This is a genomic window from Rhizobium sp. Nf11,1 (assembly GCF_050587665.1).
Taxonomy (GTDB): domain Bacteria; phylum Pseudomonadota; class Alphaproteobacteria; order Rhizobiales; family Rhizobiaceae; genus Rhizobium.
This window is the reverse complement of sequence record NZ_JBOBHU010000005.1, coordinates 165,143-191,139: the sequence shown is the minus strand read 5'-3', so window position 1 is coordinate 191,139 and position 25,997 is coordinate 165,143. Positions and strand designations below refer to the sequence as shown.

Sequence of the window (25,997 nt, the reverse complement as noted above, 5' to 3'; positions counted from 1 at the left end):
CTATCAGCAACAGAAAGAAAGGAAGGTGATCCAATGTCTAATGAGATTTCGGACCTCGTATCGGGCATGGAAGAGGTGATGAAAGCGAGGCAGCCCTCGCTCTAAGACCCGCCTTCCTGGGGCTGCTTTGACAGTCCAGGCCAGTTCGAGGCCAAACTCATGGAAAGGGTCGCCGAGGCGGCCCTTTTTTATTGCCCGCCTCCCAACATTGACAAAAGACGGCAATTCTTCTACTCATAAAGTCATCTGATGACTTTATGAGTAGAAGATGCAGGCGCTCAGCAAGACCAATCTCGCCGATGGAGCGATCGAGGCAATTCGCAGCGACATTGTCGGCAAGCGCTGGGCGGTCGGCGACAAGCTGCCGAACGAGGCATCGCTGTCGGCCACGCTCTCCGTCAGCCGCGGCACGGTGCGCGAGGCGGTGCGGGTGCTTGTCTCCCAAGGTTATCTCGAAACGCGGCAGGGATCAGGCACCTATGTGCGCTCGACCAGCGACGCCGGCCGGCCGCTGACCATGGCGCGGCGCGCCAGCCTGCGCGATCAGTTCGAAGCGCGCTGCGCCCTCGATGTCGAGGCGGCACGACTGACGGCGATGCGCAAGACGCCGGAGGTGATAGCCGAGCTGCGCCGGCTGCTGAACGAACGCGGCAGTTACGCCGGCGGCGATGAAACCGCCTTCATCGAACGGGACCTCGCCTTTCACAAGGCGGTCATCGCTGCTTCCGGCAATTGGGCGATGATCGAAATCTACGATTTCTTCTCGGCCTCGATCGCCGACACCATTGCGGCGACGCTCGGCAAGGATATTCCCGAACCCGACATGCAGGCGCATGTCGATATTGTCGATGCGATCGAAACCGGCGATCCCGATCAGGCGGATGCGGCGGTGCGCCGCTTCATGGCCCCCGTTCTTGCCGCACTCGATCGAATGATCCTGTCATGAGCACGCCTGCTAACAATGCCGCCGTCACGCTTGACGTGGCCGACGAATTGCTGATCGATGCCGAGGCTGCCAGCCTTCCCGCCCTAGAGGCGACGCCGGTGCGGGATGGAGCAGCCAGTTTGCTGCTCGGCGCGAGCCTCGTGCTCATCGCTTTCAACCTGCGCCCAGTCTTTTCGAGCGCCTCGGCACTCCTGCCTGAGATCCGTACCGAGCTCGGCTTGAGCGCGCTCGGCGCCAGCCTGCTGACGACGCTGCCGGTCGTCTGCCTCGGCGTCTTCTCGCCGCTTGCGCCGCGTCTTGCCCAGCGCATCGGTTCGGAGCGCACACTGCTCGGCGTTCTCCTATTGCTCGCCCTCGGCACCGCCTTACGTGGGCTTTCCTCCTTGCCGCTGCTCTTCATCGGCACGGCCCTTGCCGGTGCCTGCATCGCCGTCGGCAACGTGCTGCTGCCGGGACTGGTGAAGCGGGACTTCCCCACGCGCGCCGCGCTGATGACCGGCTTTTATACGATGGCGCTCTGCGCAGGTGCTGCCAGTGCGGCGGGGCTGACGCTGCCGATCGAGCATGCGCTCGGCGGCTCTCTGAACGGCGCGCTCGCTGCCTGGGCGCTGCCGGCGCTCGCCGTCGGCCTGATCTGGCTGCCGCAGGTCCTTCGCGGCGGCGCCGGAGGAAGGCGAAACGGCTTTCGCGTCAAAGGCCTCTGGCGGGACCGGCTCGCCTGGCAGGTCACGCTGTTCATGGGGCTGCAATCGGCTCTGGCCTATTGCGTCTTCGGCTGGCTCGTTCCGATCCTGCGCGAACGCGGCCTCGACGGCGTCACGGCCGGAGCGATCGTTTCGCTCTCGGTCATGGTGCAGGCGGCGTCCTGCCTTGTCGTGCCGCATGTCGCCGTGCGCGGCCGGGATCAGCGATGGATCAATGCCGGCCTCTGCGGCGTCGCCGTCATCGCCCTGCTCGGGCTGCTCTTTGCCCCGCTTTCGAGCGTCTGGCTGTGGGCGGTGCTGCAAGGCATCGGCCAGGGCGGGCTGATCGCGGCCGCCATGACTACGATCGTGTTGCGCTCGCGCGATCCCGATGTTGCCGCCCATCTCTCCGGCATGGCGCAATGCGTCGGCTATCTCCTCGCCGCCATCGGGCCGCTGATCGTCGGCCTGATCCGCAGCTGGACCGGCAGCTTTTCCTGGTGTGCGGCTCTCTTCATCGCACTCGGGCTCGGGGCCTCGATCAACGGCTGGAAGGCCGGCCGGGCGCTGGAAGTGAATGTGCACGCGGTCGAGAAACTCTGAGCGGCCCTGCACCTCACCGGCCCATCACCATCTCTTGATGCCGGTCGTCAGACGCGGATGCTGCGCTATCTCAGCCTGCATTCGCGGGAGGACAAAACGTTGCGCCTACGAACCCTGATTCTGCTGACCGCCCTCGTGCCATCGCTCTGGCCTGCCCTTTCCCCGGCGCAGGAAAGCGGCGGGCGCCAGGCCAATGTCGAGCGCAGCGCGCGCGACGGCGTGCTGAAGCTGCTGCCGGCCGACTCCGTCACCGAGCACGAGCTGACGGTCGACGGCCGGAAGATCGCCTATACGGCGACCGCCGGCACGCTCGATCTGTTCGGTCAGGACGGAGCACAGACCGGCGCGATCTTCTACACCGCCTATGTTGCCAGGGGCGGCGGGCCGGATCGGCCGCTGACCTTTGTCTTCAACGGCGGGCCGGGCGCGGCCTCCGCCTTTCTGCATCTCGGGCTGGTCGGGCCCAAAGTGCTCGATTTCGGGCTTCAGGCACGCGACGGCGCCCATGCGAAACTCGCCGATAACGAGCATAGCTGGCTCGACTTTACCGATCTCGTGCTGATCGATCCGATCGGCACCGGCTGGAGCCGGACGGCGAAGGCCGACGATGCCGCCAACTATTACAACGTCAACTCGGATGCCCAGAGCATCGCCAAGGCGATCGCGCTCTATGTCGCGCATAACAACCGTTCCAACTCGCCGAAATATCTGCTCGGCGAAAGCTACGGCGGCTTTCGCGCCGCCAAGGTCGCCTCCACCCTGCAGGAAAGCCAGGGCATTGTCGTTGCCGGCGCCGTGATGCTCTCGCCGCTGCTGGAAGGGCAGCTGATGTTCGATGCCGACCAGTTCGCGCTCGGTGCGGCACTCGAGCTGCCGTCGTTGGCTGCGGCCGAACTCGACCGGCAAAATGGCTTTACCGAGGAGAAGCAGAGGGAAGCGGAGCGTTTCGCGCTTGGCGATTATTTGACGACGCTCGCCGGCCCGCCGCCGACCGGCGCCGATGCTGCAGCCTTCTATGGCAGGATCGCCGGGCTAACCGGCATTCCGCAGGATATCATCGCCCGCAACCGCGGCTTCCCAGGCAATTCCTTCGTCAAGCACTCGGACGACGGTGGTCAGGTGACAAGCCCCTACGATGCGTCCTTCGCGGCGCCCGATCCCTATCCGGAATCGGATTACGATCGCGGCGACGACGCCATCCTGGACGGCTTCACCCGCGCCTATGGCGGCGCCTTCGCCGATTATGCCCGCAACGAGCTCGGCTTCAAAACCGAAATGACCTATTCGCTGCTTGACAGCGACATCAGCCGGCGCTGGGAATGGGGCGGCGGCCGCGGCGGATCACCCTTCCAGGCAAGCGCCACCGACGACATCAGGCAACTGCTCGCCTCGAACGCGGCCTTCCATCTGCTGATCGCGCATGGCTACAGCGATCTGGTGACACCGTACAGCGTCAGCCGCTATGTGGTCGACCACCTGCCGCCGTCGCTCGCAGGTGGCCGCGTCGGGCTGAAGCTCTATCATGGCGGCCATATGTTCTACACGCAAGCCGATCAACGGGCCGCCTTCACGGCCGATGCCAAGGCCTTCTATGCCGCACGCCCGGCCGCACAGCCGGCGGATTGAGGAGTTGCCGATGCATATAACGGGAGGATGTCATTGCGGCGCAATCCGCTATCAGGCGGAGATCGATCCGGAACGCATCTCGATCTGCCACTGCACCGATTGCCAGCGATTGACGGGCTCGGCCTATCGCGTCACCGCGGCGGCGCAACCGGAAAGCTTCACGCTCATTTCCGGCGAGCCGCACATGTATACGAAACATGGCGACAGCGGCGCCCTCAGCCGGCAATTCTTCTGTCCGAATTGCGGATCGCCACTCTACCGCACGGATGGCGAAGGCCGCGCGATCGGCATCCGCGTCGGTAGCATCGACCAGCGGCGAGACCTGACGCCGAAGAAACAGATATGGTGCCGGTCGGCTCTGCCGTGGGTGGCGAATATCGAGCCGCTGCCGCGGTTCGACAGCGAGGCTAACGGAGCCAAGATCCTTAGGACCTGACTAATGGAGGGGGTTAGGCCGCATTCGGTCATCGGCCGCTTTGTCAGCGCGTTGAGTTGCCGGGCCGCCATGTTGATGGGCCGCCTGTGGCGACGGCGCAAGCCAAAGACCACCCCGGTCGAGCGCCGTCAATTGACTTCCACTGGGCATCCCAGAACTGGGTGGCGCCAATTCCAGTGTTGCGCGAACACCCAAAAAGAGAACCCGTCAATATTGCTGTGATCTTAGCTCGAACTGGCTAAGTGCATCTAAGATCAATTTATAGTATATGGAAGATGAGGGGATAATCGCGCATACGGCGCGGAAGGTTGCCACAGTACTCAGTGGATTTCCTCTGAATTTTACATCCTCGTATTGCATTTTTTTGGACGTAGGCTTCAGAGAAGCTATCATAGCAGCCTTAGATGCGGACTTTAGTCGTAACGCGTATAGGGACTTTAGTCTTAATACCCTCCAACTGTGAATGAGCTAGTTCTCTCGATCGACCACAATCGCAGTCGATCGAGAGCTCTAGGTTCAATACGCAAGAGGGTGGGTCCGGGGATGCAGTTCGGCATCCGGGCTCTGTGACCCTCTGCGAGCTAGCCGAGGGAGAAGCTCCATGGCACTCGATATCACAACTCAAGATCTCATCATCGACGAAACCGCTGGTTTGCAGGACGACGACGTCAACCCGGCACTTCCGCCACACGACAATGCGACGGTGCAATATCTATTGAGCCGCGACGCTGCCGGCGGGCTGACCACGCCGGAGGTCGCCTACCAGAGCAATTTCGTCGTGGCCTCGGCGAACGCCGGGGAAACCATCAGCGCGGTCGTTCTCACCCAGAACTCTTCCGGGACCCCATACTCCACCACGGTCGGGGTCAACAGCAACATTCGCACCGTCGATGGCAATTATGTCTGGCTGTTCCAGGATCCGAACCATGCAAACGTCGTAATCGGCGTCATCGGCACCACCAACCCGCTCACTGCGCCCGCCGCAACCGGGCCGCTCGCCTTCTCGCTGGCGCTCCTCAGCACCAGCGCCACCAATGCCGACCTCTACACGGTCCAGTACGTGCCGTTGCTCCATCCCGATGCGACCAATGCCGACGACCGCATCGATCTGACCAACAAGGTGTTTGCGTCGGTTACGGCAACCTCGGTGGTCAATTTCAGCCAGCTTGGCGACGCTCCGTCCGGGCATAACAACTGGTATATTCTCGACGCCGACGCAGCCAGCCCGCAGAAGATCCTCGTCACCGCTCACGACGGTGGCGTGCAGGCGGAAGTCAACGTCAGCACGCAGGGCCTCGGTGTCGCATCGCAGGACGTGCGGTTCGGCCGCGAGCTCCAGATCGACCTGATCACCGGCGGCACCCAGAGCGCGGGCAAGGATTTCACCAACACGCCAACCGCGCCCGACTACGGCTCTCACATCGAGAACGTCTTCAGCGCCGGCTTCTCGGTCTCGCAGTCGACGCCAACCGGCACCGTCGCCGACATCGAGATCCACGCTTATAACAATGACGACAATGTCGAAGGCGCTGCCTTCCCCACAGACGATAACGATACCGAGATCAACATCACCGGCGTGACATTCAAGCTGAACGGCGTCACAAAAACAGCCGCTGAGCTCGGTATCACGGTCAATCTCAGCGGAACCGGACTGATCCTCGAGAATGTCGGAGAGGGCGTGACGGTCGATTTCACGACCGCGGGCGGAGCTGGCGGAACCTTCGACCGATTTACCATCAAGAATATCGACACCGAGAAAGACTTCTTCGATGTGAAGGAGGTGCACTTCAGCGGTGCTGTGGGCAACGCCTACAATGAAGAAGTCGGGTCGTTCATCAACTTCGACGATGATGGGCCCAGCATCACGGCAACCGGCACCCCGCCGCAACTGACAGTCGACGAGACCACCCTGGCGGATAATGCCAGCGCCGACTTCTCGACCTTCTTCACCTCGAATGCCGGGGCCGACGGGGGCGCCGCCACCGCCATCACTTATGCGCTTGGCATCAATCAGGGCAACAGCGGCCTCACCGATACCGCAACCGGTCAAGCCGTGCTGCTCTCCCTCGAAAGCGGCAACGTGGTCGGGCGCGCCGGTGTCGGTGGACCTGTCGTCTTCATCGTCAGCGTCAGCGCTGCCGGCATCGTCACCCTCGACCAGCAACGGGCAATCGTCCATACCAATACCAGCAATCCGGACGACAGCACCACCCTGGCGGCCGCTAACCTCGTCACCCTGACCGCCACCATCACCGACCGTGACGGCGATCACGTGCCGGCCACCCACAATATCGGCCAGAACCTCACCTTCAAGGATGACGGACCGACGATCACGGCAGCCGCCACTGCACCGCAAGTGACAGTCGACGAGACCGATCTGGGGACGAACGGCACCGGCAACTTCGCCACCGCCTTCACCTCGAGTGCCGGCGCCGACGGGGGTGCAATCGGCGGAGCCATCTCCTATACGCTCGACATCAACGTGAACAACAATGTCAGCGGCCTTACCGACACCGAAACCGGCGCGTCCGTGCTGCTCTTCAAGGACGGCAGCAATGTAGTCGGGCGCGCCGGTGTCGGCGGTCCTGTCGTCTTCACTGTCAGCGTCAGCGCTGCCGGCGTCGTCACCCTCGACCAGGACAGGGCGGTCATCCATGACAATGCTAGCAACCCGGACGACAGCCGAACCCTTGCGGCCGCCGATCTCGTCACCCTGACCGCCACCATCACCGACGGTGACGGCGATCACGCCCTGGCAACCCGCAATATCGGCCAGAACCTCAATTTCGAGGATGACGGGCCGACAATCACCAAGCCGTTCGACGGCAACCCAGCTCTGGCAGGCATTCAGCATGAGACCCTGGCCAACACGCTCAACGCATCGGCCAGCGGTGACTTCGGCTACAATATCGGCGCGGATGTCCACCCGGCCGCGTTCTATGCAACCGGCTCCGACTTCGTCGACCAGGATAGCGTGACGAACGGCGTCCAGATCGGACTGACCGGCACCATCACCGGCGGCGGCGGCGGCAGCCTCCTCAGCTCGAATGTGACGCTCGCCTCGGAGAGCCTGACCTCCGCGACGTTCAACTTCACCTTCACCTATGACAAGGATCCGGCGGCCGGCAACCAGGTTGGCACGGCGGGCGGCACTCTCGTTTTCGACAAGGCGCTCGACACGTATACAATACAACTGACGGACCCGCTCGAAGGCTTCAGCTTCGACGTGCTCCACACCAGTGAGCTCCTGTCCAAGGAGCCAACGGGCAATACCGGCCACCCGCAGATCGTATTGGAACGGCTGCAGGCGGATGACGCGAACACGCCGGCTGACGAAGACTTCTACGTGCAGTTCACCGGCAACCTGATCGACAGGTCGCATCCGTTCAGCCTGACCACCAATGGCGAGGGGTCATCCAATGACTCCACCTTCACCCCCGACGCTCACGAGATGGTCAGCAACACCAACGAAACCTGGGTCTCAGCAACACAGAGCACCAACGGTGTTGCCGGCGACACGATCCAGAAAGACGAACTGCTCACCTTGCGGTTCTTCAACAGCAATGTGGGCATTGCCAACGAGGACCTCGCCCTCACCCCGACGGCGACCGCCGGCGCGATGGCCATCAAGTTTGACGGCATCGGCAACAGCGAAGACCTGATGTTGATCCTCAACCTGATCGACACGAACGGCGCCGACAATATCGCAGGCAACGGCGACGACAATGCGACGATCACCCGGGCCATGTATGTGTCGAACGCCGACATCTACAAGACCGGCCAGGTCCCAGCGCCCTATAATACCGAGTTCACGCTCGACAATAATGACGGCCTCGTGATCGTCGAGCAGAACGACTACAACGCCGCCGGTGAAGACTACGTGTTGCAGGGTGCGCAAATCATGCAGTCGGGCAATGGGATCACCGGCACCGCTGCGGCGATCGACCTCAACAGGGTGACTGGCGCCAATGGCGGCAGCAATGCGACGTCAAGTCTGGTCGACTTCGACGCCACCGATAACGACGTGCTGAAGATCACCGATATCGGCTTTACCTCGACCGTGACCCAGACACCGGATGCCAATCTCGACTTCGCCTTCAATGTGGTGGACGCCGATGGCGATCAGACAGCGATGCAGCACATCCTAGTCGACATCGCCTGATAACTGACGAGGAGGGGGCAGCCATGGCTGCCCCCCACTGTCTTTGCATGCTCATGGAATCTCGTAGGCCAGAGACATGATGATGAAAACAAATCAGCAGCCCCCTGCCCTGCAGGTGGTGATGAAAGAGGCCAGACGCGCCATTCGGCCGCTTCTCTGGTTCAGCGGGAGCATCAACGTGCTGATGCTGACCGGAGCGCTTTACATGCTCCAGGTCTACCACCGCGTGCTGTCCAGCCACAGCCTGGAGACATTGGCGATGCTTTCGTTGATGGCGGCCGGCGCGCTTGTGGCAATGGCGGGGCTGGAGGTGGTGCGCGGGCGTCTTCTGGCAAAGGTCGGATCCTGGATGAACGCACGCCTGGCGCCGGTGCTGCTGACCGCATCGGTGGAATATGCCGCCTCGGCGCCCGGCCAGGCCAACGCCCGACCGTTGCGTGACCTCGATCAGGTGCGCAACTTCTTCACCAGCCCAAGCATCTTCCCGATCCTCGACGCGCCTTGGGCGCCCTTGTTTTTCGCCGCTATCTTCTTCATGCACCCCTGGCTGGGCTGGCTGGCCCTCTGCGGCGGCGGAGTGCTGTTCGTGTTGGCCCTGCTCAACGAATGGCTCACACGCAAGCCGTTGACCGAGGCTGCCGGCGCGCAGTCGCGCGCCTATGTCCAGGCGGAGGCGGCGATCCGCAATGCGGAGGTCGTCCAGGCGATGGGCATGTTGAAACCCTTGCTCGAGGGCTGGAAGCTGCAGCAGGACGAAGCCAACAAAGGTCAGGTCGTTGCCGCCAACCGCGGCGGCATCATTTCCGCCATCGCCCGCTGTCACCGGCTGGCCCTGCAAATGGGCATATTGGGGCTTGGAGCCTATCTCGTTCTCCGCAACGAAGCTTCCCCCGGCATCATGGTCGCCGCCTCGATCCTGATGGGTCGTGCGTTGTCGCCGGTCGAACAGGCGATCGGCACATGGAAGGCGACGGTCGGCGCGCGGGCCGCTTACCGGCGCCTCACCGCCGTTGCAGGCCAGCACCCCGAGGCAACCCCGGTTCTGGCGCTGCCGCGGCCGACGGGGAGGTTCGAGGCCGACAATATCGTGCTTTCCCGGCAGGGTGGCGAACATATCCTGAAAGGGATCAGCTTCCATCTCGAGCCGGGTGAATCCATGGCCCTGATCGGCCAGAGTGCGGCCGGCAAGACCAGCCTGGCGCGCATTTTGGCCGGCGCCTGGCGCCCTTCCGGCGGGCGGGCGCTGCTTGACGGCATGGATGTCGCCCAATGGGCGGCGGAGGACCGTGGCCATCATGTCGGTTACCTCCCCCAGGATATCGAACTCTTCGCGGGGACGGTTTCCGAAAATATCTGCCGCTTCGCCAAACTCAGCCCGGTGATCTTCGACAAGGTCGTCAAGGCCGCGCAGCTGGCGGGCGTTCACGAACTGATCAAAGGACTGCCGAAAGGTTATCTCACCGAAATCGGCGAATCCGGCGCGGTGCTGTCCGGCGGGCAGCGCCAGCGCATCGGCTTGGCGCGGGCTCTCTACGGCGACCCGGCGCTCGTCATCCTGGACGAGCCCAATTCCAACCTGGACCGTGACGGTGAGGAGGCATTGATATCAGCCCTCGGCACGATCAAGGCGGCGGGCACGACCGTCATCCTGATCGCCCATCGACCGAACATCATGGAGACGGTCGACAAGATCCTTGTCCTCAATCGTGGCCAACAGGATCTCTTCGGCCCACGCGACTATGTCTTCAATGAACTCGCTGCGCGCGTGCGCAAGGTCGCTCAAATGCCGACGATCGTGGCGAAGTAGCAAGGGAACGAAACCGCCATGAAAAAGGATCTGAAGGTGGTTCCGTTACCCGTTTCGCCGTCCCCGGCACCGGTCCCGCTGCGTCTCACGGGCCTAACTTTCACCGGCTTTGCGATCATGTTCCTGTTCTTCGGCATGGCCGGAGGCTGGGCGACGCTGGCACCGTTGGACAGCGCCGCAGTGGCGCCCGGCCTTGTCAAGGTCGCCGGTGACCGCAAGCTCATCCAGCACCTCGAGGGCGGGATCATTGCAGGATTGACCGCCGCCAACGGCGACATCGTCAAGGCCGGCAAGGTCCTCCTCCAACTCGATGACACGCAGGCGAGGGCAAGGCTTGATCTGGTCCAGAACCGGATCGCAACGCGCGAGGCGCTGGCCGCTCGCCTGAGGGCAGAGCGCGACGGCAAAGCCGAGATCGAGTTCGACCCGGCGCTGCTTGCAAACCCCACCAAATCGGCAAGGGACGCGGTGGCCGCCCAACGTGACGTGTTTTCGGCCAAGCACCACAATCTGAAGGACGAGCGAGAGATTCTCAGCCAGCGCCGCCGCCAGACCGAGGAAGAGATAACGGGGCTGCAGGAGCTCATCGTTACCGAGGACAAGCAGATCGAGGTGTTCGAGGGCGAAACCAGAGATCTCGAGAGCCTCGTCAAGCGCGGCTTGGTCACCCGCGAGCGTTGGCTGCTGCTCAGACGGCAGCAGCGGGAAGTCGAAGGGGAGCGCGCGACCAATGTCGCAGCCATCGCTCGCGCCAAGAGCGCCATGGCCGAGATCGACATGCAGATCGTCAACCTCAACACCTTGCAGCTGAACCAGGCCGTCGAGGAGCTGAGCAAAGTCGAGGCGGAAATGTTCGACCTCAGGCAGGAGGAACGGTCCGCCAAAGACGTGCTCGCCCGCACCAATGTCGTCGCGCCGGTCGACGGCATCATCATGGACCTGAAGGTCCATACGACCGGGGGCGTGGTGAAACCCGGCGAGACGCTGATGACGATCGTGCCGATGGGACAGCAGCTCGTCATCGAGGCGATGGTCAGACCTGAGGACGTCGAGACGATCGCTCCCGGACAGCCGGCGCGCGTCAGTTTCCCGGCCTTTGCCCGCTACAACCTGCCGCCGCTCGACGGCGTCGTGGAGATCGTATCGGCCGACAGGATGGTGGAGGAACGCAGCGGCGCGCCTTATTTCGCGGCGACCGTTGTGATCGACCAGAGCGAGCTTGCCAAGCTGGAGGGCCGCAAGCTGCTGCCCGGCATGTCGAGCGAGACGATGATCCGGACGGGTGCCCGCACCGTGCTTTCTTACCTCGCCGAGCCGATCACACAGAACTTCCGCCGGGCGATGCGGGAAAAATAGCCGCAGCCCCCACGCTTCCAGGAACCCCGATCACGCCGCCTTGGCGGCGTGATATTCCTTGATGGCGACCATCTTGATCGCCGGATAACGCTCCGCCTCGTAACGCAGCGAGAATGCATCCTGGGCGAGGAAGACGGGATCGCCGTCGAGATCGCGGGCAATATCGCCGCGTTTGACGGTGAGAAATTTGTCCAGATCGGCCGGCTGATCGGCCGAGATCCAGCGGCAGACGGAGAAACGCGACATTTCGAAAGAGACCGGCAGGCCGTATTCGGCCATCAGCCGCTCCTTCAACACGTCGAGCTGCAGGGCGCCGACCACGCCGACGATCGCCGGCGAACCGTCTTCCGGCGAAAACAGCTGGACGACGCCTTCCTCGGCCATCTGCTGCAGCGCTTCCTTGAGCTTCTTCGCCTTCATCGCATCTTCGAGCCGCACGCGGCGCAGAATTTCCGGCGAGAAGTTCGGCACGCCCTGGAAGACCAGCGCTTCGCCTTCGGTCAGCGTATCGCCGATCCGGAGCGTGCCGTGGTTGGGAATGCCGACGACGTCGCCGGCATAGGCGGTGTCGGCGAGCTGGCGCTGCGAGGCGAAGAAGAATTGCGGCGCCGTCAGGCCGAGCTGCTTGCCGGTGCGGGCAAGCCTTGCCTTCATGCCGCGCTCAAGCTTGCCCGAGCAGATGCGGGCAAAGGCGATGCGGTCGCGGTGGTTCGGATCCATGTTGGCCTGGATCTTGAAAACGAAGGCCGTCATCTTGTCGTCGGTCGCGTGCACGGTCCTGGTATCGGCGACCTGGTCACGCGGCGGCGGCGCAAACTCGCCAAGCGCGTTGATGAGGTCGCGAACGCCGTAGTTGCGCAGCGCCGAACCGAAGAAAACCGGCGTCATATGGCCTTCGAGGAAAGAATCACGGTCGAAGGGGCGACAGGCCTCGATCGCAAGCTCAGTTTCGTCGATGAAGGCCTGGCGTTCGTTTTCCGGCAGCCTGTCGGCGACGGCCTGCGGGCCGTTGACCGGCGTGGTCTCGACTTCGGTGTCGGAACCGCGAGCGGTGCTGTTGGCGAGATGATAGGAGCCGCAGAAGGTCTTCGAACGGCCGATCGGCCAGGTGATCGGCGCCGTATCGAGCGCCAGCTTCTCTTCGACCTCGTCGAGGATTTCGAAGGGATCGCGGCTTTCCCTATCCATCTTGTTGATGAAGGTGATGATCGGGATGTCGCGCATGCGACAGACTTCGAAGAGCTTCAGCGTGCGCGGCTCGATGCCCTTGGCGGCATCGATGACCATGACGGCGGCGTCGACGGCCGTCAGCGTGCGATAGGTGTCATCGGCGAAATCCTCGTGGCCGGGTGTGTCGAGGATGTTGAAGACATTGTCGTTATACTCGAAGGTCATCACGGAGGTGACGACCGAGATGCCGCGTTCGCGCTCGATCTTCATCCAGTCGGAGCGCGTCTGCATGCGGTCCTTCTTCGCCTTGACTTCGCCGGCAAGCTGGATGGCGCCGCCGAACAGCAGCAGCTTTTCGGTGAGCGTCGTCTTACCCGCATCCGGGTGGGCGATAATAGCGAATGTGCGGCGGCGGGAGACCGCCTCGGCGAGACTTTCGGCCATAGTGTGAATCCTGTGGAATTGCGGCTTACCTAGCGATTAAAGCCCGGCAATGCAATTGACCTTACCCTTTGAGGCGCAAAGTAATGGGTCATGACCATTCACCAAGACCTCAGCCCGACGCTGAACCTCATCCGCCTGGCCAATGGCGAAGGCCTCGATCTGCCCGCCTATGAAAGCAAGGGGGCAGCCGGCATGGACCTGCGCGCCGCCGTCGCCGACGGCGAAGCGCTGACGCTCTCGCCCGGCAAGCGGGCGCTGGTGCCGACGGGCTTCATCTTTGAAATCCCGGAAGGTTTCGAGGGGCAGGTACGGCCGCGCTCCGGCCTTGCCTTCAAACACGGCATCACCTGCCTGAATTCGCCCGGCACCGTCGACAGCGACTATCGCGGCGAGGTGAAGGTGCTGCTCGCCAATCTCGGCGAGGAAGCCTTCGTCATCGAGCGCGGCATGCGCATCGCCCAGATGGTGATCGCGCCGGTGGCCCAGGCGCGGATTGCCGAGATCACCGAGACGAGCGAGACGGCACGTGGCGCGGGCGGCTTCGGTTCCACCGGCGTTTGATGGCAAAGCGCCTCGACAGCACGGGCCTGACCTTCCGACAAGATTATTTCGGCGACCCCACTGGTTGGGCAGCGCTGGTGCGCCTGCTTCAGGATATTTTCGGCATTGACATCGGCCCGCTGCAGCATCTCGGCGGACCCGACCCCACCAGCATGCCCTTCGGCTGGTTCGATGCCACAGGCGAGCTTGCTGCCAATATCTCCGCCTTTGCGCTGCCCTTCGTCATCAATGGCAGGGTCGTTCATGCCGCCGGCCTGCAATCCGGCGCGGTGCGGCCGCAGTGGCGCGGCTGCGGGCTCTATCGCGACCTGACGGTGAAAGCGCTCGACTGGTGCGAGCAGCAGGGTTTCGAGGCTGTCATCCTCTATACCGACAAGCCATCGCTCTACGAACCCTACGGTTTCCGCTCGATACCGCTGCACCGGTACGAAGGGGCGGCCCCTGCTCCGTCGACACCCACAGCACCGGCCCTGCCGCTTTCGCCGACGAATGCGGACGATCTTGCCCTGCTGCAAGCGCTGCTGAAAACGCGCAGCCCCATTTCGACGACGCTCTCGGTGACTACAAATGCGGCGATGTTTCTCATCAATACGCAGATCGATCCCGAGATCCGTGTCAGCTTCCTCGAAGACCAGCAAGCAGTCATCGCCTGGAAAATGGATGCGGCGGGTCGCTTCAGCCTTCTCGACGTCGTCGCGAGCGAGATCCCATCACTTGCCGCTATCCTCGGCGGACTCGACATCGCCTCCGCCGCCATTGACGTGTTTTTCGGTCCGGAGAAGCTGGGCTGGGTGGGTACTCCACAGCCGTTGGAAGGCACCACGACACTGATGCTGCGTGGGCTCGGCGATGTCACCCCGCATTTTCCGGCCATGCTCTCGCCACTGGCGGATTTCTGACCGTTTCAGCGATCCTGTTTCCCGCGTGAGAGCGGCGGCAGGCGACGTTTGACAGGCGACGATTTGATCATCGAGGTGTTGGTTTCCGCCCGTTCGGCGACCTTGTCCAGAATGCCGTCGAGCTCCGCCATCGAGCGCACCACGAGGCGAGCGATAAAACAATCCTCGCCCGTCACCTTGTCGCATTCGACGATTTCGGGAATGTCCTGGATGATGCGCTCGACAATGTGCAGCTGTCCCGGCAGCGGCCGCACCCGCACGATCGCCTGCAGGGGATAGCCGACGGCGGCTGGGTCGAGATCGATGGTGAAGGCTTTGATGACGCCGCGCTCCTCCAGCCGGCGCAGACGCTCGGCAGCGCTCGGCGAGGACAGCCCGACCTGCTGCGCCAGCTCCTTCAGTGACATCCTGGCATTGCCGGCCAGCGCCTCCAGAAGGGACTGATCGATATCATCGAGCTCCAGCACACCATTAGGCATGGTAATTATTTTTCCTTCAATGATTAGGCAAATGCCGCTTTGATCCTTCATATTTCTATATGAAACCAGCTGTTGACGCAATATTATTGTGCGAGCAAAACGGAGGCTACCATGAGCGGCGATATCAAAAGAGGTTCGGTGGAAATGACGGCAGCGATGCTGATCTCGGGGACGATCGGCTGGTTCGTCGTCATGTCGGGCCAGCCGGTCAGCGGTGTGGTTTTCTGGCGCTGCCTGTTCGGCGCGCTGACCCTGCTCGTCATCTGCGGCGCCCTCGGACTGCTGCGGCCCGGCATCATCACGCTGCGCGCCTTTGGCATCGCCGTCATCGGCGGCGTCGCCATCGTCGTCAACTGGCTGCTGCTCTTCGCCTCCTATTCGCATGCGACGATTTCGATCGCCACGACGGTCTACAACACCCAGCCCTTCATGCTGCTGGTGCTCGGGGCGCTGTTCCTCGGCGAGAAGATCACCGCCGCGAAACTGTTCTGGCTGACGCTCGCCTTTGCCGGCATGGCGGCGATCGTCGAGGCGAAACCTCAGGCCGGCGGGGGAACGGATGGCTACGGCCTCGGCATTCTGATGGCGCTCGGCGCGGCCTTCTTCTACGCGCTGGCAGCTCTTGCCGCGAAATGGCTGAAAGGCACGCCGCCGCATCTGATCGCGCTGATCCAGGTCACAACCGGCATGCTGATGCTGGCGCCGATGACGGAGTTTTCGCAACTGCCCGGCGATGCCGGCGGCTGGGCTATCCTGGTGACGATCGGAGTCGTCCATACCGGGCTGATGTATGTGCTGCTCTACGGTGCGATCCAGCGGCTGCCGACGCATCTGACCGGGGCGCTCTCCTTCCTCTATCCGATCGCCGCGATCCTCGTCGACCGGCTGGCCTTCGGCCACGCGCTGCAGCCGATGCAGATCGCGGGCGCTGCAATCATCCTGCTGGCCGCCGCCGGCATGAATCTCGGCTGGAGCCCAAGATGGCTGCGGCCGAGGGCGCTTCAGGGCTGAGGTATCGGCAGGCACGCGGCGGCAGGCATTCCTTCTGGTGATGCATCCATCAGCGCCGGCGGATTGATGGCACGGCCTGCCTGACATAAAACACCGGAAAGAGGGAGCCGCCACATGAGCCTTGCCGCCTTGCTTGCCTATGCCGGAGCGTTGTTTATCGCCGCAGCCATTCCCGGACCCGGCATAACCGCCATCGTCGCCCGTGCGCTCGGCTCGAATTTCCGCGAGACCTTCTTCATGGGTCTCGGCCTGGTGCTCGGCGATATGACCTATCTCACCGCGGTCATTCTGGGCTTGGCTTTCGTGGCGCAGACTTTCACGGAAGTCTTCCTCATCATCAAGATCGCCGGCGCCCTTTATCTCGGCTACATCGCCTGGAAACTCTGGACGGCAGGGCTGCTGCCGCAGGATATTGCCGCAAAAAAATCCGGCAATGTCGGCCTTTCCTTCCTCTCGGGCCTGCTGGTGACGCTCGGCAACCCGAAGACGATGCTGTTTTATGTCGCGCTGGCGCCGACGCTGATCGATATCGGCAATATCACCCTGCGCGACTATGCGCTTCTGCTCGCCGTCACCTTCGTGGTGCTGATCACCGTGCTGGTGCCCTATATGCTGCTTGCCGCGCGCGCCCGCACCATGCTGAAACAGCCGCGCGCCCTGCAGGCGCTGAACCGGGTTGCAGCCGGCATTCTCGCGGGCACGGCAGCCTTCATCGCCACGCGGGCTGCGTGAAATAAACATCCGTCAAGAAGCGGTTTTCAAAGCTTATTTTCTCTCCGGCACCCCCGCCCGGGGCGAGCGGGCTCTGGTCTCATTCCGTCTTTGACCCTATTCTCCTCCTCGATTTCAGGGACCGAAGTCCAAAGGGAGAGCACCATGTCGCACAAACCCGGCCGCGGCCGCATTTATTCCTCGATCACCGAGACCATCGGCGACACGCCGCTGGTGCGCTTCGACAAGCTGGCGCGGGAAAAGGGCGTGGTGGCAAACCTGATCGGCAAGCTCGAATTCTTCAATCCGATTGCTTCCGTCAAGGACCGCATCGGTGTGGCAATGATCGAGAGCCTGGAATCGCAGGGCAAAATCACATCCGGCAAGACGGTGCTGATCGAGCCGACGTCAGGCAATACCGGCATCGCACTCGCCTTTGCCGCCGCCGCCAAGGGGTATCGGCTGATCCTCACCATGCCGGAAACCATGTCGGTCGAACGGCGCAAGATGCTGGCGCTGCTCGGCGCCGAGCTGGTGCTGACCGAAGGCGCGAAAGGCATGAAGGGCGCGATCGCCAAGGCGGAGGAGCTGGCAGCGTCGCTTCCCGACGCCATCATTCCCCAGCAGTTCGAAAACCCGGCCAACCCCGAGATCCACCGCAAGACGACGGCCGAGGAAATCTGGAACGATACCGAGGGCAAGGTCGACATCGTCGTCTCGGGCATCGGCACCGGCGGCACGATCACCGGCGTCGGCCAGGTGCTGAAGAGCCACAAACCCGAGATCCAGATCATCGCCGTCGAACCCGCCGATTCGCCGGTGCTCTCAGGCGGCAATCCCGGCCCGCACAAGATCCAGGGCATCGGCGCCGGCTTCGCGCCGAAGATCCTCGATACCGGCATCTATGACGAGGTCGTCACCGTGACCAATGACGAGGCCTTCGAACAGGCCCGCCTCATCGCCCGGCTCGAAGGCGTGCCGGTCGGCATCTCCTCAGGCGCGGCTCTGACTGCCGCGATCAAGGTCGGCAGCCGGCCGGAAAATGCCGGCAAGAACATCGTCATCATCATCCCGTCCTTTGCGGAGCGGTATTTGTCGACGGCATTGTTTGAAGGGTTGGGGAGCTAAAGTTGGTTGTGGCGGGCCTTTTCTCTCGCAATTTGTCTTGCATAATATCGGGGCGCTTCGGCGTCCCTTTTTGTGCCGTCACCTGCATCCCAATCGAAGCGGGACGAAAGTTCTGTGGTAGTCCGTAACGATGGTCGATGTCCGGCCTGAGCTAGTTGAGTGCAAATGTTTGCCCACCTTCGCCATCACCTCCTTCAGCGTCGCGGTCAAACGATTCAACTCGGTGTGCTCGCTCGCCCGCTCCGGTGCATAGCGCGAGATGAGGTACTCACGCTTTGCAGTCATTGCCTCTAGATGCAGAGCAGTCCTTTTTCTCAGTTGAAGTTTAGCAACGAACATCGGCTCAGCGAGGTTGTGCATCCGTCCTCGTATTTCTTCTGGAGCAACGCCTTCATGGCGCAGGAAGGCATTTAAATAGAGTTCAATAGCATGAATGGCGCACATTCGAGCCGGTGCGATCGATAGTGCAACCTGCTTCTGGCCCTCGCTGAATAGGAGGATCGAAGCGCGAGAGTAGGCATTCGCCAAGTCAAAAACTTCCCTGGGTTTGGCGTTTGAGCCCGGATATTCGTTCCTCATGAGCATCCCCGGCGACAGGCCTTCCTATCCGTCACCTCCGATCGACTATGTCGAACGGACCGACATCCCTTTCGAAATTTTTCAGCCGAAGCTAATATTGTAAAGAGGGACGAATTGAGGAGAGATTCCTACCCCTAATGGATAATCAATACAGAGGGACGCTTATATCGGCGCCTTAGCCAGGTTCGGTACCGCGTTCGACAAACCAGCCCCGGCCAAGACCATTCGCGCCGACCGCTGCCGGCAGCGCGCCGCTATAGCCGGACGGCCATATAATTCATAATCTGCAGCGCTCAGTGGCGATTTTGCTGCGTGGCAGCCATCAGCGCAACGCGATCGGCGAATTGGTGGGCAGTCTGACGACTCATACTCCGCGCGTCCGTCCTTCTTCTCACGCCGCCGCCGTTAATCTTTCCCCGGCGATCCGATAAGAGATCGCTTCGGCGAGATGCAAACGGCCCACTGACGGTTTGTCGTCGAGATCGGCCAGCGTGCGGGCAACCTTGAGGACGCGGTGGTAGCCGCGGGCGGAGAATTTCATTTTTTCGGCGGCGTCGCGCAGGAGCTGCAGGCCGCTAGCATCGGGTTCGGCGAGTTTTTCGATCATCGCGGTGGTGCAGCGGGCATTGGTGCCGATATCCCCAGCGCCGGCGCGCTGGAAGCGCTCCTGCTGGATTTCGCGGGCGCGAGCCACGCGGCGGGCGACGGCGGCGCTGGCCTCGGCCGCCATCGGCCGGATCAGATCGGCGGCGGAGACGGCGGGCACGTCGATGCGGATATCGATGCGGTCCATCAGCGGTCCGGAGATGCGCGCCTGATAATCGCTCATGCAGCGCGGGCCGCGGGCGCAGGTATGACCCGGCTCACCGGCCATGCCGCAGCGGCAGGGGTTCATCGCCGCGATCAGCTGGAATTTCGCCGGATAGGAGACGCGGTGATTGGCGCGGGCGATGACGCATTCGCCGCCTTCGAGCGGCTGGCGCAGCGCATCGAGCGCCTGCGGCGTGAACTCGGGAAACTCGTCGAGGAAGAGCACGCCGTGATGGGCAAGCGAGGCCTCGCCCGGCCGAGCACGCAGCCCGCCGCCGACGAGCGCGGCCATGGTGGCGGAATGATGTGGGGTGCGGAAGGGCCGGCGGTCGGACAGCTTGCCACCGGTGAGCTGGCCGGCGATCGAATGAACCATCGACACTTCAAGCAGTTCGGCCGGCGAAAGCGGCGGCAGGATCGAGGGCAGGCGCGACGCCAGCATCGATTTGCCGGAGCCTGGAGGCCCGACCATCAGGAGATTGTGGCCGCCGGCAGCCGCCACCTCGAGCGCGCGTTTGGCGCTTTCCTGGCCCTTGATCTCGGCAAGGTCGGGCAAGTTGGCGGCATTGGCGCGGATCGACGGTTCCGGCCTAGACAGTACCTGCGTGCCGCGGAAATGATTGGCAAGGGCAATCAGGCTGCGCGGGGCGAGAATATCGACCTCGGCGCCGGCCCAGGCGGCTTCCGCGCCGCTTTCGGCCGGGCAGATCAGCCCCTTGCCGAGCGCATTGGCGCCGATCGCGGCCGGCAGCGCGCCGGCGATTGCGGCGATCGTGCCATCGAGATTGAGTTCGCCGACGACGACATAATCGGTCAGCGCATCGGCAGGAATGGCGCCGAGGGCCGCCATCAGTGCCAGCGCGATCGGCAGATCGAAGTGTGAGCCTTCCTTCGGCAGATCGGCGGGGGCTAGGTTGACGGTCACCCGCTTGCCCGGCAGAGCCAGGCCGGAGGCATGAAGGGCGGCCTGCACGCGCTCACGGCTTTCGGCCACCGCTTTGTCGGGCAGGCCGACGATCTGCATGCCGACCTTGCCGGGCGCGATCATGACCTGAACCTCGACCGGCACGCCTTCGATGCCCTGGAATGCCACTGTACTGACACGCGCGACCATATGCCCACCCTTGTCCCGCAAACTCTTAGAGACGCCCCTGTGGCCGTTAAAAGCCAGCGGTTGCAATCTTGCACGGAAGCGGGACTAAAACAAGAACAATAAAAGAACGCAGGCAGATAATCGGTGGCGGACGCGGTTGTACCCGATCGCGGCCTCAGCCGCGCTTGCGCTCGATCGCGTCCCAGAGCAGGCTTGCTATATCGGCGCCGCCGAACTTCCTGACCTCGCGGATGCCTGTCGGCGAGGTTACGTTGATCTCGGTCATGTAATCTCCGATTACGTCAATTCCGACGAGCAGGAACCCGCGTTCCCTCAGCGCGGGGCCAATGCGGGCGCAGATTTCCTTCTCGCGCGGCGTCAATTCGGTCGCCTCGGCGCGGCCGCCGACATGCATGTTGGAGCGGCTGTCATGTTCGGCCGGCACGCGATTGATCGCGCCGGCGAACTCGCCGTCGACCAAGATGATGCGCTTGTCGCCCTTGCGCACGTCGGGCAGATATTGCTGGGCGATGAAGGGCTCGCGGAAAAGCTGGCCGAACATTTCCAAGAGCGAGGAAAGATTGCGGTCATCGCGGGTGGAATGGAAGACGCCGGCGCCGCCATTGCCATAGAGCGGCTTCAGGATGATGTCGCCCATCTCATCGCGGAAGCGGCGGATTTCGGCCGGATCCTTGGTGATCAGCGTCTTCGGCATCAGATCGGAGAATTCGGTGACGAAGATCTTCTCCGGCGAATTGCGAACCCAGGCCGGATCGTTGACAACGAGCGTCTTCGGGTGGATGCGCTCGAGCAGATGCGTCGAGGTGATATAGGCCATGTCGAAGGGTGGATCCTGGCGCAGCAGCACCACGTCCATGGTCGAGAGATCGACGCGCTCGGGCGCGCCAAGCTCGAAGTGATCGCCCTTGACGTCGCGCAGCACCATGGGCTCGACGCTCGCAAAGAGCTTGCCGTCGCGAAAGCTCAGGCGCTCGGGGGTGTAATGGAAGAGCCTGTAGCCGCGCGCCTGCGCTTCCAGGCTCATGGCGAAGGTGGAGTCACCCGCGATATTGATGCCGGCGACATGATCCATCTGGACCGCTACATTGGTGATCTTGGCCATTTCCGTCCCTCGCTGAATGCCGGACAGATGTAGGTCGGCCCGGCATCAAACGCAACGGTCATCGAAGGCTTGCGCCGGACGCAATTTTCAGGCGGCAATGCCCTGGCTACCGCCATTGCGCAGCATGTTGCGCAGACGGTAGGCGATCGCCAAAGGCTTGGGGAAAGGCTTGCGCAGGAAGGCAACCTTGCGGACGTAAGTGTCGACCCGCCAGCTCGCCCAGGTTCCACCGGCGAAAAAGGCGACGTCGCCGGTGCGCAAGGTCCGTTCCGTGCCGTCCTCGGCGGTGATATGGACCTCGCCTTCGAGGATCATCACGGTCTCGTCCCAGCCGAAATACCAGCGGAATTCGCCCGCCGTGCAGTCCCAGATCGCTGTCAGCGACGCCTCGTCATGGCCGCGCGAATGTTCGGCGGTGCGCGCCTGCGGATTTCCGCTGATGATCCAGTCGGGGTTGATCGGCGTCGATTTCAGCGGCAGGTGAGCGCTCGCATGCGCGACGAAGGATTTCCCGGCCGGCTTCAGCGCGATATACGGCACCGAGCGCGCCGCCATGGCGACCGCACTTGCAAGCAGCATCTTCAAGGCCACGCAACATCCCCCAAATCTCAACCCTACCGCGACGGTGGGTAGCAGAAAGTCGTAAGGAGCTCGTTCAACCGGGGACTAAAATTTTAACAATCCGGCAACTCGACAGCGCCGCAGGTCCTCAGAAGGCGTCGGGAAAGTGCCGTGGCAGCCGGCCGGGCATGACCGCGACGATATCGTAGCGCTGGGAAAGGCGGGCCTGATCCGCCTGGCGGGCGAGCCACAGATCGCTTGCCGCCCGGATGCGCTTCTGAGCGGCGACAGAGACGGCGTCGATCGCCGCAGCCTCGCCATGGCGGGCCTTGACCTCGACGAAGACGGCGAGATCGCCCTTGCGGGCGACGATATCGATCTCGCCGAGCCTGGTGCGGTGGCGCAGCGCCAGGATACGGTATCCCTTCAGCATCAGGAAGGCGGCGGCGACATATTCCGACATGCGGCCGCGGCGTAGCGCCTTCCGTTTGATGGCGGTAAGCTCCTTATCTCCCATTGCCGCCCTTCATCTCCAGCAGGCGCTGGTAGAGCGCCTTGCGCGGCAGGCCGGTGAGACGGGCGGCCTCGGTCGCAGCCTTTGCCGTCGGCATCGACATCGAGAGGTCGGCAAGCACGGCTTCGACATCGGCCTCGGATGTTTCGGCTGGCTGCGGCGGACCCACGACGAGGACGATCTCGCCCCTGACGTTTTCCACCTGCTGGTAATGGGCGGCGAGTTCGGCAAGCGTGCCGCGGCGGAATTCTTCATAGGTCTTGGTCAATTCACGGCAGACGCAAGCCGGCCGGGCCGGGCCGAGCACATCGGCGGCGGCAAGAAGCGTGGCAGCGATGCGATGGGGCGATTCAAAAAAGATCAGCGTCGCCGGGGCTGCGGCAAATTCACCGAGACGATCGCGGCGGGCCTTGTCCTTGGCCGGCAGAAAGCCGGCGAAGAGGAAGGCGTCGTTCGGCAGGCCGGAACCAACAAGGGCGGCGAGCGGCGCCGAGGCGCCTGGAATGGGAATGACACGGTAACCGGCGGCTATCGCCTGCCGGGCCAGCCGGTAGCCGGGATCGGAGACGAGCGGCGTGCCGGCATCGGACACCAGCGCCACCGAGCGCCCGGCTTCGAGCGCCTGGATGAGCCGCGGGCCGGCTTCGTCGGCATTGTGCTCATGATACGCGAAGGGGCGGTTCTGGATGCCGTAGCGGTCGAGTAGAACGCGGGTGACACGCGTATCCTCGCAGGCCAGCACGTCGGCGCCGGCCAGCGTTTCCAATGCGCGCAGCGTGATGTCGCCGAGATTGCCGATCGGGGTGGCGACCAGATAGAGCGCCGGCTCCAGCGGCCGCGCCGGCACCGCCATGTTGTGCAGGCGGAAGCTTCGCCTCGCGGCCTCCTCGCCTGTGGTTTGCTCGTTCATGCCCTTTGCCTTCGTGCCGCCGGCGCCTTGCCGGTTCATCGGCCTTTATGGGCGAGCGCTGCGGCTTCGGCAAGGGTTGGGATTTCTGTGAGCATTGCTCCGGAAAACCTGAAATGCGAGGGCTCGGCCGTCCATGCCTCTTGCCATCCAATGCTGAAGTCTGCCATTTTGCCCCTCCACTCCCCCGACCTAAATCGGGAAAGCATTCTTCGGGCCTTCGATGCGCCCGGGCAGTCACGGTCGAAAGCGGCAGCATCCCATGCGTATTACTATTGAGCGGTCAAACCTTCTGAAATCGCTGAACCACGTCCACCGTGTGGTCGAACGTCGCAACACGATCCCGATCCTGTCCAACGTACTTCTCAAGGCCGATGGCCAGAACCTCGACATGAAGGCGACGGACCTCGACCTCGAAATCACCGAGGCGACGCCGGCAAGCGTCGAGCAGGCTGGCGCCACCACCGTTCCCGCCCATCTTCTTTACGATATCGTGCGCAAGCTTCCAGATGGCGCCGAAGTGCTGCTGGCGACCAGCACCGACGGCGGCTCCATGACCGTCCAGTCCGGACGCTCGAAGTTCTCGCTGCAGTGCCTGCCGGAATCCGATTTCCCGGATCTGACCGCCGGCACCTTCACGCATTCCTTCAAGCTGAAGGCGACCGATCTGAAGATGCTGATCGACCGCACCCAGTTCGCGATCTCGACGGAAGAAACGCGTTATTATCTGAACGGCATCTTCTTCCACACGATCGAGAGCAATGGTGAGCTGAAGCTCAGGGCGGTCGCGACCGACGGCCACCGGCTGGCCCGCGCCGATGTCGACGCGCCGTCGGGCTCCGAGGGCATGCCCGGCATCATCATTCCACGCAAGACGGTCGGGGAACTGCAGAAGCTGGTCGACAATCCGGAAGCGATCGTCACCGTCGAGGTTTCCGACGCCAAGATCCGCATGACGATCGGCTCGATCGTCCTGACCTCGAAACTGATCGACGGCACATTCCCGGATTACCAGCGCGTCATCCCCACCGGCAACGACAAGGAAATGCGCGTCGATTGCACGACCTTCGCCCAGGCCGTCGACCGCGTCTCAACGATCTCCTCCGAGCGCGGGCGCGCGGTGAAGCTCGCGCTGTCCGAAGGGCAGCTGATGCTGACCGTCAACAACCCGGATTCCGGCAGTGCAACGGAAGAAGTCGCCGTCGGCTACGACACGGATGCGATGGAAATCGGCTTCAACGCCAAATATCTGCTCGACATCACCGCGCAGCTTTCCGGCGAGGAAGCGATCTTCCTGCTGGCCGACGCCGGCTCGCCAACACTGATCCGCGACACCGCCGGTGACGACGCGCTCTACGTCTTGATGCCGATGCGCGTCTGACGGAACGAAGGCGGCCGCTTTCGGTTTTCCTCCTGTCGAACAGGAGGTCCCAGGATGAAAAAGACGGGAGCGGTGCGAATCGGCATTTCGGGCTGGACCTATGCGCCCTGGCGCGGGCAATTCTATCCGGAGGGACTGCCGCAGAAGCAGGAGCTTTCCTACGCCGCCCGTCACTTTCGTTCGATCGAGATCAACGGCACCTTCTACGGATTGCAGAGACCCGAAAGCTTCGGCCGCTGGCGGGACGAAACGCCTGATGATTTCGTCTTTGCGGTCAAGGGGCCGCGCTTCCTCACCCATGTGCGGCGACTGAAGGAGATCGAGGCGCCGCTTGCCAATTTCTTTGCCTCGGGTCTGCTGAGGCTCGGCCCCAAGCTCGGGCCGATCCTCTGGCAATTCCCAGCCAACATGGCCTTCGATCCCGATCGTTTCGACAATTTCCTGTCGCTGCTGCCGCATGATCACGATGCGGCGATAGCGCTCGCCAAGCGGCATGACGAGCGCCTCAAACAGGCTTGGCTCACAAGCGACGGACACCAGCCGATCCGCCATGCGTTCGAAATCCGTAACGACAGCTTCCGCTCAGTTGAGTTCATCGAGATGCTCCGGCGACACAAGGCCGCGCTGGTCTGCGCCGATACGGTGAAATGGCCGCTGCTGATGGATATCACCGCCGACTTCATCTATTGCCGCCTGCATGGATCTGAGCAGCTCTATGTGAGCGGCTATGAAGACGAAGCGCTCGATCTATGGGCCGAGCGCATCCGCGCCTGGGCACAGGGCGGAGAACCAGAGAATGCGACGCGGATCCTTGCGCCGCTGCCGGCGAGAGCCAAGGGCCGCGACGTCTATCTTTATTTCGACAACACCGATAAGAAACTTCGCGCCCCTGTTGACGCCGGCCATTTGAGCGAAAGACTTGCCGACCTCATGCCTGATTCCCACCGAAAGGCCGCATGAGCTGTTGATGCCGATGTTCTTGTTGCGAAAATCCTTGTCCAAGCAGC

The 25,997-nt window shown here is 62.8% G+C and carries 22 protein-coding genes; 14 read left to right on the top strand and 8 right to left on the bottom strand.

Features of this window, described 5'->3' with window-relative positions; all coding sequences use genetic code 11:
• Positions 1–268 precede the first annotated feature (268 nt).
• From ACQ7C1_RS10335 to ACQ7C1_RS10305, 7 genes are all read left to right on the top strand, one after another.
• Positions 269–946 carry a FadR/GntR family transcriptional regulator gene (locus tag ACQ7C1_RS10335; protein ID WP_430958209.1) on the top strand — a complete coding sequence of 226 codons (678 nt, stop codon included), beginning with the start codon at positions 269–271 and terminating at the stop codon, positions 944–946.
• Positions 943–2,232: a CynX/NimT family MFS transporter gene (locus tag ACQ7C1_RS10330; RefSeq protein WP_430958208.1), complete on the top strand. Its 1,290-nt coding sequence runs from the start codon at positions 943–945 to the stop codon at positions 2,230–2,232. Before ACQ7C1_RS10335 ends, ACQ7C1_RS10330 begins: the two co-directional genes overlap by 4 nt.
• A gap of 99 nt (positions 2,233–2,331) precedes the next feature.
• Positions 2,332–3,858: a S10 family peptidase gene (locus ACQ7C1_RS10325; RefSeq protein ID WP_430958207.1), complete on the top strand. Its 1,527-nt coding sequence runs from the start codon at positions 2,332–2,334 to the stop codon at positions 3,856–3,858.
• Between the two features lie 10 nt (positions 3,859–3,868).
• Positions 3,869–4,294, top strand: coding sequence for a GFA family protein (locus ACQ7C1_RS10320; protein WP_430958206.1), 426 nt, complete (start codon positions 3,869–3,871; stop codon positions 4,292–4,294).
• 601 nt (positions 4,295–4,895) lie between these two features.
• A complete protein-coding gene (locus ACQ7C1_RS10315) occupies positions 4,896–8,456 on the top strand; it encodes a DUF5801 repeats-in-toxin domain-containing protein (protein WP_430958205.1) in 3,561 nt (1,186 codons plus the stop codon).
• Positions 8,457–8,538: 82 nt separating this feature from the next.
• Positions 8,539–10,263, top strand: coding sequence for a type I secretion system permease/ATPase (locus ACQ7C1_RS10310; RefSeq protein WP_430958278.1), 1,725 nt, complete (start codon positions 8,539–8,541; stop codon positions 10,261–10,263).
• Positions 10,264–10,281: 18 nt separating this feature from the next.
• The gene (locus ACQ7C1_RS10305) at positions 10,282–11,619 is read left to right on the top strand and encodes an HlyD family type I secretion periplasmic adaptor subunit (RefSeq protein ID WP_430958204.1); all 1,338 of its coding nucleotides are present in this window, start codon (positions 10,282–10,284) and stop codon (positions 11,617–11,619) included.
• 30 nt (positions 11,620–11,649) lie between these two features.
• Here ACQ7C1_RS10305 and ACQ7C1_RS10300 read toward each other — a convergent pair whose 3' ends face one another.
• Complete coding sequence (locus ACQ7C1_RS10300) at positions 11,650–13,233, bottom strand: peptide chain release factor 3 (RefSeq protein ID WP_430958203.1); 1,584 nt, start codon at positions 13,231–13,233, stop codon at positions 11,650–11,652.
• Positions 13,234–13,323: 90 nt separating this feature from the next.
• Here ACQ7C1_RS10300 and dut point away from each other — a divergent pair, with 90 nt between their 5' ends.
• Both dut and ACQ7C1_RS10290 read left to right on the top strand, forming a co-directional pair.
• The gene (gene dut / locus ACQ7C1_RS10295) at positions 13,324–13,794 is read left to right on the top strand and encodes a dUTP diphosphatase (RefSeq protein ID WP_430958202.1); all 471 of its coding nucleotides are present in this window, start codon (positions 13,324–13,326) and stop codon (positions 13,792–13,794) included.
• Complete coding sequence (locus tag ACQ7C1_RS10290; protein WP_430958201.1) at positions 13,794–14,693, top strand: GNAT family N-acetyltransferase; 900 nt, start codon at positions 13,794–13,796, stop codon at positions 14,691–14,693. The genes dut and ACQ7C1_RS10290 overlap by 1 nt, the downstream gene beginning before the upstream one ends.
• Before the next feature lie 5 nt (positions 14,694–14,698).
• Here the strand turns inward: ACQ7C1_RS10290 and ACQ7C1_RS10285 are convergent, their stop codons facing one another.
• Complete coding sequence (locus ACQ7C1_RS10285; RefSeq protein WP_430958200.1) at positions 14,699–15,172, bottom strand: Lrp/AsnC family transcriptional regulator; 474 nt, start codon at positions 15,170–15,172, stop codon at positions 14,699–14,701.
• Positions 15,173–15,283: 111 nt separating this feature from the next.
• Between ACQ7C1_RS10285 and ACQ7C1_RS10280 the strand changes: the two genes are divergently transcribed.
• The 3 genes from ACQ7C1_RS10280 to cysK all read left to right on the top strand — a co-directional run bounded on the left by ACQ7C1_RS10280 (position 15,284) and on the right by cysK (position 18,022).
• Complete coding sequence (locus ACQ7C1_RS10280; RefSeq protein ID WP_183700591.1) at positions 15,284–16,183, top strand: DMT family transporter; 900 nt, start codon at positions 15,284–15,286, stop codon at positions 16,181–16,183.
• Positions 16,184–16,297: 114 nt separating this feature from the next.
• Positions 16,298–16,915 carry a LysE family translocator gene (locus ACQ7C1_RS10275; RefSeq protein WP_085776678.1) on the top strand — a complete coding sequence of 206 codons (618 nt, stop codon included), beginning with the start codon at positions 16,298–16,300 and terminating at the stop codon, positions 16,913–16,915.
• Between the two features lie 144 nt (positions 16,916–17,059).
• Positions 17,060–18,022, top strand: coding sequence for a cysteine synthase A (gene cysK / locus ACQ7C1_RS10270; RefSeq protein WP_430958199.1), 963 nt, complete (start codon positions 17,060–17,062; stop codon positions 18,020–18,022).
• 78 nt (positions 18,023–18,100) lie between these two features.
• Here cysK and ACQ7C1_RS10265 read toward each other — a convergent pair whose 3' ends face one another.
• The 6 genes from ACQ7C1_RS10265 to rsmI all read right to left on the bottom strand — a co-directional run bounded on the left by ACQ7C1_RS10265 (position 18,101) and on the right by rsmI (position 23,612).
• Positions 18,101–18,601, bottom strand: coding sequence for a hypothetical protein (locus ACQ7C1_RS10265; RefSeq protein WP_430958198.1), 501 nt, complete (start codon positions 18,599–18,601; stop codon positions 18,101–18,103).
• A 391-nt stretch (positions 18,602–18,992) separates the two neighbouring features.
• Complete coding sequence (locus tag ACQ7C1_RS10260) at positions 18,993–20,525, bottom strand: YifB family Mg chelatase-like AAA ATPase (RefSeq protein WP_430958197.1); 1,533 nt, start codon at positions 20,523–20,525, stop codon at positions 18,993–18,995.
• Between the two features lie 154 nt (positions 20,526–20,679).
• Positions 20,680–21,627 carry a glutathione synthase gene (gene gshB, locus ACQ7C1_RS10255; protein WP_085776675.1) on the bottom strand — a complete coding sequence of 316 codons (948 nt, stop codon included), beginning with the start codon at positions 21,625–21,627 and terminating at the stop codon, positions 20,680–20,682.
• Between the two features lie 87 nt (positions 21,628–21,714).
• On the bottom strand, positions 21,715–22,206 hold the full coding sequence (locus ACQ7C1_RS10250) for a cupin domain-containing protein (protein WP_430958277.1): 492 nt from the start codon (positions 22,204–22,206) through the stop codon (positions 21,715–21,717).
• 130 nt (positions 22,207–22,336) lie between these two features.
• On the bottom strand, positions 22,337–22,705 hold the full coding sequence (locus ACQ7C1_RS10245; RefSeq protein ID WP_097599490.1) for a YraN family protein: 369 nt from the start codon (positions 22,703–22,705) through the stop codon (positions 22,337–22,339).
• Positions 22,695–23,612, bottom strand: coding sequence for a 16S rRNA (cytidine(1402)-2'-O)-methyltransferase (rsmI, locus tag ACQ7C1_RS10240; RefSeq protein WP_430958196.1), 918 nt, complete (start codon positions 23,610–23,612; stop codon positions 22,695–22,697). Before rsmI ends, ACQ7C1_RS10245 begins: the two co-directional genes overlap by 11 nt.
• A gap of 259 nt (positions 23,613–23,871) precedes the next feature.
• Here rsmI and dnaN point away from each other — a divergent pair, with 259 nt between their 5' ends.
• Complete coding sequence (gene dnaN / locus ACQ7C1_RS10235; protein ID WP_430958195.1) at positions 23,872–24,990, top strand: DNA polymerase III subunit beta; 1,119 nt, start codon at positions 23,872–23,874, stop codon at positions 24,988–24,990.
• Positions 24,991–25,044: 54 nt separating this feature from the next.
• On the top strand, positions 25,045–25,950 hold the full coding sequence (locus ACQ7C1_RS10230; protein ID WP_430958194.1) for a DUF72 domain-containing protein: 906 nt from the start codon (positions 25,045–25,047) through the stop codon (positions 25,948–25,950).
• The last annotated feature ends 47 nt before the right edge of the window (positions 25,951–25,997 follow it).

What these genes read in the sequence shown, in the direction of transcription:
- ACQ7C1_RS10260 (WP_430958197.1), bottom strand. Translation starts at nt 20,525, where the DNA reads ATGGTCGCGCGTGTCAGTACAGTGGCATTCCAGGGCATCGAAGGCGTG.
- ACQ7C1_RS10320 (WP_430958206.1), top strand. Translation starts at nt 3,869, where the DNA reads ATGCATATAACGGGAGGATGTCATTGCGGCGCAATCCGCTATCAGGCG.
- ACQ7C1_RS10265 (WP_430958198.1), bottom strand. Translation starts at nt 18,601, where the DNA reads ATGAGGAACGAATATCCGGGCTCAAACGCCAAACCCAGGGAAGTTTTT.
- ACQ7C1_RS10285 (WP_430958200.1), bottom strand. Translation starts at nt 15,172, where the DNA reads ATGCCTAATGGTGTGCTGGAGCTCGATGATATCGATCAGTCCCTTCTG.
- ACQ7C1_RS10310 (WP_430958278.1), top strand. Translation starts at nt 8,539, where the DNA reads ATGAAAACAAATCAGCAGCCCCCTGCCCTGCAGGTGGTGATGAAAGAG.
- cysK (WP_430958199.1), top strand. Translation starts at nt 17,060, where the DNA reads ATGTCGCACAAACCCGGCCGCGGCCGCATTTATTCCTCGATCACCGAG.
- ACQ7C1_RS10230 (WP_430958194.1), top strand. Translation starts at nt 25,045, where the DNA reads ATGAAAAAGACGGGAGCGGTGCGAATCGGCATTTCGGGCTGGACCTAT.
- ACQ7C1_RS10315 (WP_430958205.1), top strand. Translation starts at nt 4,896, where the DNA reads ATGGCACTCGATATCACAACTCAAGATCTCATCATCGACGAAACCGCT.
- ACQ7C1_RS10305 (WP_430958204.1), top strand. Translation starts at nt 10,282, where the DNA reads ATGAAAAAGGATCTGAAGGTGGTTCCGTTACCCGTTTCGCCGTCCCCG.
- dnaN (WP_430958195.1), top strand. Translation starts at nt 23,872, where the DNA reads ATGCGTATTACTATTGAGCGGTCAAACCTTCTGAAATCGCTGAACCAC.
- ACQ7C1_RS10275 (WP_085776678.1), top strand. Translation starts at nt 16,298, where the DNA reads ATGAGCCTTGCCGCCTTGCTTGCCTATGCCGGAGCGTTGTTTATCGCC.
- rsmI (WP_430958196.1), bottom strand. Translation starts at nt 23,612, where the DNA reads ATGAACGAGCAAACCACAGGCGAGGAGGCCGCGAGGCGAAGCTTCCGC.
- ACQ7C1_RS10335 (WP_430958209.1), top strand. Translation starts at nt 269, where the DNA reads ATGCAGGCGCTCAGCAAGACCAATCTCGCCGATGGAGCGATCGAGGCA.
- ACQ7C1_RS10330 (WP_430958208.1), top strand. Translation starts at nt 943, where the DNA reads ATGAGCACGCCTGCTAACAATGCCGCCGTCACGCTTGACGTGGCCGAC.
- ACQ7C1_RS10250 (WP_430958277.1), bottom strand. Translation starts at nt 22,206, where the DNA reads ATGCTGCTTGCAAGTGCGGTCGCCATGGCGGCGCGCTCGGTGCCGTAT.
- ACQ7C1_RS10290 (WP_430958201.1), top strand. Translation starts at nt 13,794, where the DNA reads ATGGCAAAGCGCCTCGACAGCACGGGCCTGACCTTCCGACAAGATTAT.
- dut (WP_430958202.1), top strand. Translation starts at nt 13,324, where the DNA reads ATGACCATTCACCAAGACCTCAGCCCGACGCTGAACCTCATCCGCCTG.
- ACQ7C1_RS10245 (WP_097599490.1), bottom strand. Translation starts at nt 22,705, where the DNA reads ATGGGAGATAAGGAGCTTACCGCCATCAAACGGAAGGCGCTACGCCGC.
- ACQ7C1_RS10280 (WP_183700591.1), top strand. Translation starts at nt 15,284, where the DNA reads ATGAGCGGCGATATCAAAAGAGGTTCGGTGGAAATGACGGCAGCGATG.
- gshB (WP_085776675.1), bottom strand. Translation starts at nt 21,627, where the DNA reads ATGGCCAAGATCACCAATGTAGCGGTCCAGATGGATCATGTCGCCGGC.
- ACQ7C1_RS10300 (WP_430958203.1), bottom strand. Translation starts at nt 13,233, where the DNA reads ATGGCCGAAAGTCTCGCCGAGGCGGTCTCCCGCCGCCGCACATTCGCT.